This window comes from Microbispora catharanthi (genome assembly GCF_006334915.2).
Lineage (GTDB): Bacteria > Actinomycetota > Actinomycetes > Streptosporangiales > Streptosporangiaceae > Microbispora > Microbispora catharanthi.
The window spans coordinates 103,413-116,408 of the sequence record NZ_VDMA02000002.1; the positions used below are offsets into that span (position 1 = coordinate 103,413).

Sequence of the window (12,996 nt, forward strand, 5' to 3'; positions counted from 1 at the left end):
GCAGACACGACAAGGGGGCAGTATAGATGAACGGGGACCGCCGTTCCGGAGGCCGGCCGACTCTGGAAGCGGTCGCCGCACGCGCCGGGGTCGGCCGCGGCACCGTGTCGCGGGTCATCAACGGCTCGCCCAAGGTGAGCGACCGGGCCCGCGACGCGGTGTTACTGGCGATCCAGGAGCTCGGCTATGTGCCCAACCGGGCGGCGCGCACCCTCGTGACCAATCGGACCGACACCATCGCGCTGGTGGTGTCGGAGTCGGAGCAGCGCGTCTTCGACGAGCCGTACTTCGCCGGGCTGATCCGCGGCATCGGCTCCGCCCTGGCGGAGACCGGCCTCCAGCTCATCCTCACGATGGCGCAGAACCGTGCCGAGCACGACCGGCTGGAGCACTACCTGACCGGGCAGCACGTCGACGGCGTGCTCCTCACCTCGGTGCACGGCGCCGACCCGCTGCCGGGACGGCTGGAGGAGCTGGGCGTGCCGACCGTGCTCGGCGGCCGCCCGGTGGGGCTCAACCCGTACAGCTTCGTCGACATGGACAACCGGGCCGGTGCCCGGCAGGCGGTCAAGTACCTGCTCTCCAAGGGCCGTACCAAGATCGCCACCATCGCCGGTCCGCAGGACATGGGCGTGGGCGTCGACCGTCTCGCCGGATACCGCGACGCGCTGCTGGCCACCGGCATGACCGAGCGCGTCGCGTACGGCGACTTCTCCGAGGAGAGCGGGGAGGCGGGCATGCGCGATCTGCTCGCCCGTCATCCCGACCTGGACGCCGTGTTCACGGCCTCCGACCCGATGGCGGTCGGCGCCCTGCGGGTGCTGAAGGAGCAGGGCCTGGTCGTGCCCGACGACGTCGCGGTGATCGGCTTCGAGGACTCCAAGGTGGCGCTGCACACCGATCCTCAGCTGACGAGCGTGCACCAGCCGACCGAGGCGATGGGCCGGCAGATGGTCCAGCTCCTGATCGCCCGGATCAACGGCGAGCCGCTGGAGCAGCCGGTCGTCATCCTCGACACCCACCTGGTGATCCGCGCCTCCGCCTGACGGCCACGCGAATTCGCGACCGCCGCGCACCTGTACGTGCGCGGCGGTCGCACCATAACGCCGGCCAGGACCGGGAACATCTGCCCGAGTAGGCACCCGTTCGCTCGCGGCGATCGACGGCCTTGGATGGAGTGGTTTCGGTCTTCAGGCCGCGCCTGTGCTGGGTGGAGCAGTCACGGAGAGGGCGCGCAGGTCGTCGAAGGCTTGGAGGAGATGTGCGTCCAAGCTCTGTGAGGGGTCGTCGATCCAGGCGTGGACCGCTTGGTGGAAGGCGGCCCAGCCGGTCTGAGCAGCCAGGCCGGCCAGCCGATGGGTGACGCCGCGCTGCCGCAGTGCCTCCGCCACGGCTTCGGTGATCGACGCGGCCTTGGCCAGGTCGCGTTCACGGAGTGCCGGTGTCGCCGCGATGACTTGTAGTCGTGGTTCGGCGAACGGGCGGTTGTCCTCAAGGATCCGTTCGACCTTCCGGAAGGCGCAGAGCAGCATTTCGAGCGGCTGCAGATCATGAGGCGCTTCGGCTACCTCCCGCGTCAGCGCGGCGCGCAGGTCGGATTCGCCGTCGAAGAGCACCTCGCGCTTGTCCGGGAAGTGCCGGAAGAACGTGCGTTCGTTGACGCCGGCCCTGGCGGCGATCTCGGCCGTGGTCGTCTGCTCGAACCCGCGTTCCCGGTACAGCTCCAGGGCCGCCTGCTGAAGGCGGCGGCGCGCTTCTGCTCCGCTCCGTGGCCGCCGCCGCCCGGCTGGAGTCACTGGGGGCCACACCACACCGCGGCTCCCTGGACGACCTCGACAGCCTGCACAGGGGCGCCGCAGCCGCCGACGGAGTCGTGCACATGGCCTACGGCGGCGACTTCTCCGACCTCGACGACATGATGAGGCGCGACCGGACCGCGATCGAGACACTCGGCCGGCCATTGGAACACTCGGGCAAGCCGCTCGTCGTCACCTCGGGCACCCTGGTCATGCCCGCCGGGCGGGAGACCACCGAGAAGGACGAGCCCGACGCGGCCGGGATCGCCGCCTTCCGCATCGCGGGTGAGCGAGCGTGTCTCAGCTTCGCCACCCGGGGAGTGCGCACGAGCGTGGTCCGCCTCGCTCCCACCGTCCACGGTCCCGAAGACCACGGTTTCATCCCCATGCTCATCGCCACCGCGCGAAAGACCGGCGTCTCGGCGTACATCGGAGACGGCGCCAACCGCTGGCCCGCGGTGCACCGGCTCGACGCGGCGGTCCTGTTCCGCCTGGCGGTGGAGAAGGCACCTGCGGGCAGCGTGCTGCACGGAGTAGCCGAAAGCGGCGTCACCCTGAAGAGCATCGCAGAGACGATCGCCCGGGGCCTGGATCTGCCCACGGTCTCGCTGACCCCCGACGAGGCCGCCACGCACTTCGTGAGCCCGTTCATGGCCACCGCCTACGGCTTCGACGGGCCCGTCTCCAGCTCCTGCACGCAGGAGCTGCTCGGCTGGTCGCCCTCCTACCCGACGCTGCTCGAAGACCTGGAGCACGGCGATTACCTGGTCACGCCGGCCGCCCGGACAGCATGAGGCGGACGCCCGGACAGCATGAGGCGGACGCCCGGACAGCATGAGGCGGACGCCCAGACGACACAGGGCGCCCGCCTCGCGGTCAGCTGCCGGCGGACGAGAGCAGGCGCTCGGCCTCTTCCTCCGACATGTTCTCCAGCTCGGCCACCAGCAGGTCCTCCAGCGCGACCGCCAGCTCGGCCACGGTGCGCCGCTCGAAGATCGTCCGGACCGGGACCTCCACCCCGGTCCCCCGGCGCAGCCTGGCCGCGATCCTCGTCGCGAGCAGCGAGTGCCCGCCCAGGGTGAAGAAGTCGTCGTTCACGCCGATGGAACCGACGCCGAGCAGTTCCGCCCAGATCTCGGCCACCAGCAGCTCCGCGTCCGTGCTCGGCGGGACATGCCCGGCCGACGGCGTCCGGACCGGCGCGGGCAGCGCCGCCCGGTCCACCTTGCCGCGGCTGGTGAGCGGCAGCGCGTCGAGAACGACCCAGGCGGTCGGGACGAGATGGCGCGGCAGGGTCCGCGCGAGGTGCCCGGCGAGCTCCTCCCCGGTCGCGGTCCCGGTCACGTACGCCACCAGCTCCTCGGCGTGGACCGTCACGAACGCCTGGCCGACGCCCGGGTGGTCGAGCAGCCGCGCCTCGACCTCGCCCGGCTCGATCCGGAAGCCGCGGACCTTGAGCTGCCCGTCGAGCCGTCCGAGGAACTCCAGCGCGCCCTCCTGGTTCCAGCGCGCCCGGTCGCCGGTGCGGTACCTCCGCGATCCCGGCGACCCCAGCGGGTCGGGGACGAAGGCGGCGGCCGTGAGCGCCGGGCGGCGCAGGTAGCCGCGCGCCACCCCGACCCCGCCGATGACGAGCTCGCCGATCACGCCCTTCGGGACCGGCGCCCCGGCGGCGTCGAGCAGGTGGACCGTCGTCGCGCCGACGGGCCGCCCGATCGGCGGCCTGCCGTACGGCGTCGCGCCGAGGTCGGTCGCGGTCGCGATGACCGCGGCCTCGGTCGGGCCGTAGGTGTTCACCAGGCGGACGCCGTCGCCGAACCGGCCGCGCCAGCGCGTGACCGCGCCGCCGGACGCCTGCTCGCCGCCGATGACGACCAGACGGAGCGCGGGCGGCCAGGCGATCTGGTCGATCTCCTCGACCAGGTGGTGCCAGTAGGCGGTGGGCAGGTCGAGCATCGTGATCCGCTCCCCGCCCGGGGCGGCGAGCAGGTCGGGGAGGGTCGCCGCCCCGCCCGGCAGCAGCACCAGGGTCGCTCCCGCGGCGAGCGTGGGGAAGACCTCTTCGAGGTGGGTGTCGAAGCTCAGCGACGCGAACTGGACGACGCGGTCGCCGGGCGCCAGGCCGTACTCCTCGCGCATCCACCGGATCCGGGCCGCGATGGCGCGGTGCTCGACGGCGACGCCCTTGGGCCTGCCGGTGGAGCCGGAGGTGGAGATCACGTAGGCCACGTCGCCCGGGCGCGTGCCGGCCGGTTCGCCCTGATCGTCGGGGGCCGCATGGTCCTCGCCGCCCAGCGGGTCGACGGCGGTGAGCCCGGCGGGCAGCGCCCGGGTCGTGATCACGTGTGTGGCCCCGGCGTCCGCGAGCGAGAAGGCCAGCCGCTCCTCCGGCTCGTCCGGCTCGAACGGCAGGTAGGCCGCGCCGGCCCGCCAGACGGCGAGCAGCGCGCTGATCGCCTCGGCCGAACGGGGCAGGCAGACGCCGACCACGTCGCCGGGGCGCACGCCCTCCGCCCGCAGCGCCGCGGCGAGACGTGCCGCCCGCCGGTCCAGTTCGCCGTAGGTGATCTCGGTCTCCCCGCAGACCACCGCGACGGCGCCGGGCGTGCGCCGGACGGTCTCCGCGATCATCTCGGGGACCATCGGTCCTCTGCTGTCCGGCTCCGGGGCGTCGGCGCCGTCGCCGGCCATGGCACGGATGTCGGCCTCGTCGTCGCCGGTCCAGACGCGCAGCTCGGAGATCCGGCGATGCGGCTCGGCCACGGCCGACTCGAGCAGGAGCAGGAAGCGCTCGGCGAGCCGTCGGACGGCCTCCGCCTCGTGCGGAGATCCGCTGGACCCGTCGTGGCCGAACGACACGACGATCTCGCCGTCCTCGAACCACGCCTCGGCGTACAGTCCGAGCTTGACCTGCCGGTACCCGTCGGGGAAGAAGCCGACGGACAGGTCGCCGAACGGCCGGGTGGGCCCCAGGTCCTGGGTGTGCAGGATGAACATGGTCGGCATCAGCGCCTCGGCGGGGTGCCCGATCCGCTCGAACGGGACCGAAGGCCGGCTCAGCGCCGTCAGCGCCTCATGCCTGATGCGCCCCAGCAGCTCGGTGAACGACGGATCGCCGTCGAGGTCGCCGCGCAGCACGACGGTCTGCGAGAGGTAGCCGATCATCGGCTCCAGCTCGACCCGGTCGCGGCCCGCCACGGCCGTGCCGACGAGGACGTCGGTGTGGCCGGTGTGCCGGTTCAGCAGCACCTGGTAGGCCGTCATGAGCACGGTGAACAGCGTGGTCCTGTGCTCGCGGGCGAGCCGGTCCAGCTCGCCCGCGACCTCCCGGCCCATCCGGACGATCTGGAAGCCCGCGCGCCCCTCGTCACGGATGCCCTCGTCACCGCTGCCCCCGCTCCCCATGCCGCAGGGCAGGTCGGGCGGCGGCGGATCGGCCAGCCGCTCCTGCCAGTACGGCACCGCGCGCTCGGCGCGGCGGCGCTGCCAGCGGGCGTAGTCGGACGGCTGGACCGGCAGCGGCGCCAGACTCGGCGCGCGCCCGTGCAGGCGCGCGGTGTAGCACTCCGCCAGGTCGTCGAAGAGGATCCCCAGCGACCAGCCGTCGCCGATGATGTGGTGCATCGTGACGCACAGGACGTGGTCCAGCGCGCCGATCGCGATGACCGCGACGCGCAGCGGCACGCCCTCGGCGAGGTCGAACGGCGCGTTCACCCGCTCGGCGACGAGCCGCCGGGCATGCTCCTCGTCGCCGGCCTCAATCCGCTCCACCGGCGGGAGGGACCCCGCCGCCCCCGGCGGCTCGGCGACCGCCCAGGGGACGCCGTCCTCCTCGTCGAACCGGGTGCGCAGGCCCTCGTGCCGGGCCACGACGTCGGCGAGGGCCTGTTCGAGGGTGCCGGTGTCGAGGGGCCCGCGCAGCCGGCGGACGGTGTACATCGTGTACGAGGCGTCGCGGGGATTCAGCCTCTGCAGGAGCCAGAGCCGTTCCTGGCCCGGCGACAGGGGCGCCCTCATGCGTCCGACGCCATCTCGTCGAGCACGACCGCCAGGTCCTCGGCGCTGAGGCCGTCGAGCTCGTCGCGGAGCGCGGCGATCTCGGCGAGGTCCAGGTCGTCGTCGTCGAGCCGGTCCATCGCCGCCGCCAGATCGGCCACCGTGGGGTTCTCGAACAGCACCACGATCGGCACGTTGATCGCGAAGCGCGCCTGGATCCTGGCGATGATCTGGGTGGCGGTCAGCGAGTGCCCGCCCAGCTCGAAGAAGTCGTCGTCGACGCCGACCGGTTCCGCGATGCCGAGCACCTCCCCCCACATCGCCGCGAGGTCCTCCTCCAGCGGGGTGGACGCGGGCCGGTAAGGCCGGCTCCGCGCGCGAGTCCACTCGGGCACGGGCAGCGCCTTGCGGTCGAGCTTGCCGTTGGGGGTGAGCGGCAGGGCGTCCAGCACCACGAGGTGCGCGGGCACCATGTACTCGGGCACGTCGCGGCGCAGCCGGTCACGCAGGGACGGCCACAGGTCGGCCTCCTCGGGCTCCCCGGGCTCCCCGGCCGCGCGTACAACGTAGGCGACCAGACGCGGCAGCCCGTCGGGACCGTCGCAGACGCCGACGGCGGCGCCGGCCACCTCCGGCGCGGCCCGCAGCACGCTCTCGATCTCGCCGAGCTCGATCCGGAACCCGCGCACCTTCACCTGCTGGTCGGCCCGGCCCAGGTAGCGGAGCCTGCCGTTCTCGATCTGGGCGAGGTCGCCCGTGGCGTACAGGCGGGCCCCCGGCGCTTCGGAGAACGGGTCGGGCAGGAACCTGGCCGCCGTCTGGCCCGGCATGCCGCGGTATCCCCTGGCCAGGCCGGCGCCGCCGATGTGCAGCTCACCGGCCTCGCCGGGCGGCACAGGACGCCCGTCGGGGCCGAGGATGTGCACCGTCGTGTTGCCGATGGGCTCGCCCAGGTCCACAGGCGCGGGAGAGGGGGCCACCCGGCCGGCCGTCGACCAGACGGTCGTCTCGGTCGGGCCGTACACGTTCCAGAGCCGGGCGCCGCCGTCGAGGAGGGCGTCGGCGAGGTCGCGGGGCAGCGCCTCGCCCCCGCACAGCCGGGTCGCGACGTTCTCGGGGACCCCGCCGGATTCGAGCAGGATGCGCCAGCTCGCCGGGGTCGCCTGCATGATCGTGACGGCCTCGCTCACGGCGCGCGACCGCAGGGCGCGGCCGTCCGCCGTCTCGTGCCCGGACGCGACCACCACCCGGGCACCGCAGGCCAGCGGCAGGAGGAGCTCGAGCACCGAGATGTCGAACGACAGCGTGGTGACCGCAAGCCAGGCGTCGCGCGGGGTGAGCTCCAGCAGGGAGGCGAAGGACTCCAGCAGGTTGACCACCGCGCCGTGCGGCACGGCGACCCCCTTGGGCCTGCCGGTGGAGCCGGAGGTGTACATGAGGTAGGCCAGGTCGCCCGCGGCGCCGCCGACCGACACCTCGCCGTCGGCCGGCCCGTCGCCGGACGCCCAGCCCGCGACGGGAACGCCGTCCTGCGTCAGCTCGACGACGTCTGGGACGCCGTCGAGCAGCCGGGACTCGACGCCCTGGCCGGCCAGCACCAGCCGGATGCCCGCGTCCTCCCGCATGAACCGGAGCCGGTCCTCGGGGAATCCCGGGTCGAGCGGCACGTAGGCGCCGCCGGCCCGCCACACGGCGAGCAGGGCGACGACCATGCCGGGGCAGCGCTCCAGGCACAGGCCCACCGGGACCTCCGGGCCGATTCCGCGGGCGCGCAGCAGCGCCGCCAGCCGGTCGACCCTGTCGTGCAGCTCCCGGTAGGTCAGCACGCCGCCGGCGCCGCTCACCGCGACCGCGTCGGGGCTCGCGTCACGCCACCGGCGGATCAGCGCGAGCGCCGTATCAGGGCTGGTCACGCCGCTCACCGCGTCACTCACTTTCATGCACCTTTCACTTCGGGAACACGCTCGCGAACGCGCCGCTCAGCGCCGACAGCGGGATGTCCGGGTCGGCCCCGGCCCGCCGTACGACCTCGGCGAAGCCGCCGACGAGGCGGCGCGCGGTCGCGGGCGCGAACAGATCGCTGCTGTAGTCGAGGACGCCGCCCAGCCCCTCCGGGCCCCGCCACAGGTCCATCGAGACTTCCGACTTCGTGTGGCTGGGCGGGACCGTGTAGACCTCCCGGTCGAGGTCGGCCATCCGGGTCCCCAGCAGGTCGTCCTTGGGCAGGTTGTGCAGATTGAACATGGCCTGGCACAGCGGCGGCCTGCTGATGTCGCGGGAGACGCGCAGCGCGGCCAGGACGTGCTCGAACGGCACCTCCGCGTGCCGCATCCCGGCCAGGGTCGCCTCCCGCACGCGGTCCAGCAGCTCGTGGAACGACGGGTCGCCGGACAGGTCGGCGCGCAGCACCATCGTGTTGCCGAAGTAGCCGATCAGCGGCGCCAGCTCGCTGCGGGTACGGCCGGCCACCGGCACGCCGATGCAGAAGTCGGTCTGGCCCGACGCCAGGGCGAGGGTCGCCTGGTAGGCGGCGACCAGGGCCATGAAGGACGTGCAGCGCCGCTTCCTGGCCACCTTCTCCAGCGGCGTGATCTCCTCCGGCGGCAGCAGCAGGTGCTCGCGCCCGCCGCGCCCGGACCAGCGGTCCGGGCGGGGGTGGTCGGCCGGGAGGTCCAGCGCGGGCGCGCCGGTCAGGCGGCGCGTCCAGTGCTCCAGGCCCTGCGTGTGGTCCCGCTGTCTCTCCTGTACGGCGAAGCGGGGGTACTGCGTGGGCAGCTCAGGCAGCTCGGGCTCACGTCCCTCGCGCCCGGCGGCGTAGCACTCCGTGAGCTCGCGCAGGAGCACGTCGAGCGACCAGCCGTCCATCACGATGTGGTGCAGGACGATGCACACGACCGCGTCGTCCTTGCCCGGCTCGGCCAGCCCGGCCCGCAGGGGAGGCTCGTTCTCCAGGTCGAACGGGCGCTCGACGAACTCCTTCAGCGCCCGGTCGAGGTCCGCCTCTCCGGAGAGCGCGATCTTCTCCAGCGGCACGGGTCCGGGCGGCAGCACGACCTGCACGGGGGCGTCCCCGCGCAGCCGGAAGCGGGTCCGCAGCACCTCGTGCCGCTCCACGATCCGGGTGAACGCCGCGGTCAGCGCGTCCACGTCGAGCGGCCCGCGCAGCCGCATGCACCAGGGTGTGTTGTAACTGGTGTCGCCGGGGTCGAAGCGGCTGAGGAACCACAGGCGCTCCTGTCCCGGCGACAGCGGCCACTCCTGCCCGCCGGGCTCCCGCGCCGCGCCCCCGAGGGAGCGCAGCAGCGCCGCCCGGCGCTCGGGGGGCAGCCCGGCCAGCTTCTCGATCAGCGCGGCGCGGCGCTCCGCGGTGGTCATCTGTCCCGGGCGCTCAGCGTTGCCGGGTCGCGTACGCTCAGCGTTTCCGGGTCGCGTGCGCTCAGCGGGCGCATGTCGGTCCACACCGTCTCGATGTGGTCCAGGCATTCCTGCCGCGTGCCCGCGAAGCCGGTGGCCCGCCACCCGGCGGGCGGCTCGCGGTCGCTCCACCATACGGAGTACTGCTCCTCGTCGTTGACGACCACGAGCATCGGGGAGTCGATCATGTCACCTTCCCAAGACGGTCATTGCGGAAGACGGGGCCCGGCCACCGCCCTCGATCAAGCGGGGACAGGCGGGCCAACCGGCGGGGCCGGCCGGCGACGCCGTGCACAGGACGTAGTGGTGGGGGGCGAGCACGTCAGTCCGGCCGGCCGCGGCACGCATCACGGCGGCGTGGACGGCCTCGGGCGTGTCCAGCCCGGGACGCGCGACGAGATACCCGGTCAGCCGGGCCGCGGCCGCGTCTCCGGCGTCGTCTCCGGCGTCCTCCACCACGACCGCGGCGAGGTCGGTCCCGCACACCCGGCGCAGCAGCGCCTCGGTCTCCGGCACGTCCACCCAGTCGGGGCCGATCGCCGTCCACCCGGCGGGGCGCAGCACCGGGTCCAGGCCCGCCACCTTCGCGACCTGGTCCAGCGGCACCTCCTCGGAGACCGCCCGGACCAGCAGTTCCTCCAGGCCGGTGAGCATCCGCCCGGCGACGTCCCCGGGCAGGAAGGCCGTGTCCACCAGCACGTAGAACTCGCAGGTGGACGGGGCCGGGCCGGTGGCGAAGAAGATCCTCGCCTTGACCTTCGAGTAGGCGCCGACGAAGAACGTCCTGGTCCGCTCGCGCAGTGCGGCGAGCGCAGCGGCGTCCCCGGGATCGACCGGCGGCAGGCCCTGCCAGCGGCCCGCCTGCCTGACGTCGTTGAAGAACGCGTCCAGGTCGATGTCGGCGCCGCGGTCCCATGCCTCCGCTTCCCACGCGGCCAGCACGAGCGCGGGGTCGTAGTGCCCGTTCCGGTAGGTCGCCATGGTCCTGCGGTGTCCGTGCCGCAGCGCGTCGGCGAACGTGCCGGCCCCCATCTCGACGACGCACAGCCCGTCCTGGGCTGCGGGCCCGGCCATCGCCTCCATCCCCGGGTGGTGCCGGTTCGACACGATGAGCTGCAGCGCCGCCCTGGGGTGCCCGGTGACGGCGGCCAGCAGCGCGGCGCTGGCGACCGTGAGCACGCTGGAGGTCGTCACGCCGTGCCGGGCGGCGAGCGCCTCGGCGGCGACGGCCACCGCCGGGGAGTCCATCCCGTGCCGGACGAAGCGCGGCTCCTCGGGTTCCCTCGTCGGGAAGTCGAACATCGAACGCGGGGCGGACGCCAGCCCGGTCCGCCAGTGCCGCAGCGCCTGGCCGCCGGGCGGCGGGTCCGACCGCTCGGAGGCCGCCTGGTCGAGCGGCTGCCAGCCCGGGCCGGGCAGGTCCTCCCCCGCGACCAGCCGCGGCCACTCCGCGGCCACCATGTTCAGCGACCAGCCGTCGAGCGCGAGATGGGACAACGCGAGCGCCAGCGCGCGCGGCCGGCCCCTCTGGCAGACCACCGCGCACCGGATCGGCAGCTCGGCCGCGTAGTCGAACCCGGTCGCGGCCAGCTCGGCGGCCAGCGCCTTGGCCGCGCTCATCGGCTTGGCCGCCGCCTCGTACACGCCGACCGTGAGCCGGCCCTCCCGGCTCACCCGCTGGACCGTGTTCTCCCCGGTACCCTCGCCGTTCCGGACGAACGCCGTGCGCAGCGTCTCGTGCCGCTCGACGAGACGGCCCACCGCGCGCAGCACCGCGTCCAGGCCGGCCGCGCCGGTCACCGGCAGGGTCCAGGCCAGGTTGAAGTAGGGGTCGCCGTCGTCCAGCCACTGCGTGGAGCGCCAGATCCCCTGCTGGCCCCAGGTCAGCGCGGCCTGCCCGCCCCGTGCGCCGCGGAACTCCACGGTGCGCGGCGGCAGCGCCGTGAGACCGGTGACCTGCGCCGGCGGGCTCGTAGTCACTTCCGCTGCCCCGCGATGTGCTCGACCAGGCCGTCGAGCGTGTCGAGGTGGCCGCCGTCCAGGTCGACGTCGCAGTCGAACTCGGTCTCCAGCAGGTCGATCAGCCGGAGGTAGGCGATCGAGGTGAGGCCGAGCGCGGGCAGGCTGCAGTTCGCCGCCAGGATGTCGGCGACGGTCAGGTCGCCGCCGCTCGCCTTCGACACCAGCTCGGCCACGCGCTCCCTCAGCACGTCTCCTCCCGCAGGCGGGCGACCTCCGCCGCGATCCCGGCGATCGTCGGCTCGTCGAAGAACACGTCGAAGGACAGCTCCACGTCCATCCGCTCGCGCACCTTCGCGATGATCTGCGTGATCGACAGCGAGTGCCCGCCGAGGTCGAACAGGTCCTCGTCCGGACCGATCTCCGGCATGCCGAGCACCTCGCGCCAGATCTCGCCCACCTCCGCGAGGTACGGCACAGCGTCCGCCTCGCCGGCCCGTGCCGAGGGGGCCGGCTCCCCGGCCCGGGCGAAGGACGGCTCGACCACGCCGTCGACCACCGGGGACGGCAGCGGCAGGTCGGCCACGTCGGCGTCCGGAGCGGCGGCCAGCGCCCGCAGCAGGGCGAGCAGGTCCTCGGCGACGGTCTCGCAGCCCGACCGGCCCAGGACGAGCGGGTTGAACTGCAGCCGGGCCGCGACGCCGTCCGGCGCGTCGACCACCTGCAGGTGCAGCGTGCCGCGCACCGCGTGGTTGAACGACATCCAGTCCACCGACGCCTCGACGCCGGGGAACTCCGGCGCGCTCCCGTCACGCCTGCGGTAGCTGACCGACACGGGCGTCAGCGCGGTGCGCGGGCTCACGCCGCCGACCGCACGCGCGAGCGGCACCTCCCGGAACCGGTACGTGGCCCGCAACTCGTCGCGTACGGTGTGGGCGAACTCGGCGAACGTCCCGCCGGGTGCCGGGGCGGGCACCGGCAGCTCGTTCACGAACAGGCCGATGTGGCCCCGCGTCTCCTCGGTCCTGGTCGACAGGTCGACGGCCACCGCCGCGTCCTCGTTGCCGTACGCCGCGAGCAGGGTGTGCACGGCGGCGAGCACCAGCTCGAACCGGGTGACGCCCATCTTGTCCGCGGCGACGGCGAGATCGGCGGGAAGCGCGAAGTCGACGGCGTCGCCGTCCGCCGCGCGGGTCGAGACCCCGGACAGCCCGGGCAGTCGCAGGTCCTGCCGGTCCTGCCAGCGGCCGCGCCAGAACTCGGCGGCGTCGCCGAGCAGCTCGGCCACCCGGGCGTTCTCCCGCTCGACGGCCTCGCCGTAGGTCAGGGGAAGGGCCGGCGACGGCAACCCGGCGTAGGCGCCGGCCAGGCCGCGCACCAGGATGTCCTTCGACATGCCGTCGAAGACGGCGTGGTGGGCGACGAAGACGAGCAGGTGCCGCTCCGGCGCGAGCCGGAACACCGTGAACCGGGCGGTCGGCCCGGTCCCCAGGTCCAGGGCGAGCGACGCCTCCCGGTCGACCAGCTCGCCGGGCTCACGCCCTGCGTCCTCGAACCCGGAGGCGTCCTCGAACCCGATCGGCGGCGGCACGGCGGCGGGCACCAGGCGCACCACGCCGTCCCGCTCCGCCAGGGCCGAGGCCAGCTGGGGATGCGCGCGGACCACGTCGTGGCAGGCCGCCAGCAGCCGGTCCACGTCGAGGGGGCCGTCGAACCGGATGGCCAGCGGCATGTGGTACACCCGGCCCCCGCAGCCCATCTGCTCCGTTATCCACATGCCGTGCTGTGCGAGGGACGCCTGCTCCCCCTCGTCGATGAGTGTCGGTGACAT

10 protein-coding genes are annotated in these 12,996 nt (G+C 73.8%); 2 read left to right on the forward strand and 8 right to left on the reverse strand.

Annotated elements, in window-relative coordinates:
* The first annotated feature begins 26 nt into the window (after positions 1–26).
* The gene (locus tag FH610_RS03740) at positions 27–1,046 is read left to right on the forward strand and encodes a LacI family DNA-binding transcriptional regulator (protein WP_139572861.1); all 1,020 of its coding nucleotides are present in this window, start codon (positions 27–29) and stop codon (positions 1,044–1,046) included.
* A gap of 144 nt (positions 1,047–1,190) precedes the next feature.
* Here the strand turns inward: FH610_RS03740 and FH610_RS03745 are convergent, their stop codons facing one another.
* On the reverse strand, positions 1,191–1,796 hold the full coding sequence (locus FH610_RS03745; protein ID WP_205825537.1) for a TetR family transcriptional regulator: 606 nt from the start codon (positions 1,794–1,796) through the stop codon (positions 1,191–1,193).
* Between FH610_RS03745 and FH610_RS03750 the strand changes: the two genes are divergently transcribed.
* On the forward strand, positions 1,769–2,590 hold the full coding sequence (locus tag FH610_RS03750) for an SDR family oxidoreductase (protein ID WP_205825538.1): 822 nt from the start codon (positions 1,769–1,771) through the stop codon (positions 2,588–2,590). The two genes, FH610_RS03745 and FH610_RS03750, sit on opposite strands and share 28 nt — an antisense overlap.
* 82 nt (positions 2,591–2,672) lie before the next feature.
* Here FH610_RS03750 and FH610_RS03755 read toward each other — a convergent pair whose 3' ends face one another.
* The 7 genes from FH610_RS03755 to FH610_RS03785 are packed head-to-tail and all read right to left on the reverse strand — an operon-like array spanning position 2,673 to position 12,996.
* Positions 2,673–5,813: a non-ribosomal peptide synthetase gene (locus FH610_RS03755; protein WP_139572862.1), complete on the reverse strand. Its 3,141-nt coding sequence runs from the start codon at positions 5,811–5,813 to the stop codon at positions 2,673–2,675.
* Positions 5,810–7,726 carry a non-ribosomal peptide synthetase gene (locus tag FH610_RS03760; RefSeq protein WP_161627903.1) on the reverse strand — a complete coding sequence of 639 codons (1,917 nt, stop codon included), beginning with the start codon at positions 7,724–7,726 and terminating at the stop codon, positions 5,810–5,812. The genes FH610_RS03755 and FH610_RS03760 overlap by 4 nt, the downstream gene beginning before the upstream one ends.
* 13 nt (positions 7,727–7,739) lie before the next feature.
* Positions 7,740–9,167 (reverse strand): condensation domain-containing protein, encoded by a 1,428-nt coding sequence (locus tag FH610_RS03765; protein ID WP_161627904.1) that lies wholly within the window; start codon positions 9,165–9,167, stop codon positions 7,740–7,742.
* Entirely contained in the window at positions 9,164–9,379 is a 216-nt protein-coding gene (locus tag FH610_RS03770) for an MbtH family protein (RefSeq protein ID WP_276607632.1), read from the reverse strand. The genes FH610_RS03765 and FH610_RS03770 overlap by 4 nt, the downstream gene beginning before the upstream one ends.
* Positions 9,380–9,395: 16 nt before the next feature.
* Positions 9,396–11,186: a condensation domain-containing protein gene (locus tag FH610_RS03775; RefSeq protein ID WP_161627905.1), complete on the reverse strand. Its 1,791-nt coding sequence runs from the start codon at positions 11,184–11,186 to the stop codon at positions 9,396–9,398.
* A complete protein-coding gene (locus FH610_RS03780) occupies positions 11,183–11,416 on the reverse strand; it encodes an acyl carrier protein (protein ID WP_139572866.1) in 234 nt (77 codons plus the stop codon). The genes FH610_RS03775 and FH610_RS03780 overlap by 4 nt, the downstream gene beginning before the upstream one ends.
* Positions 11,410–12,996, reverse strand: coding sequence for a condensation domain-containing protein (locus tag FH610_RS03785; RefSeq protein ID WP_139572867.1), 1,587 nt, complete (start codon positions 12,994–12,996; stop codon positions 11,410–11,412). The genes FH610_RS03780 and FH610_RS03785 overlap by 7 nt, the downstream gene beginning before the upstream one ends.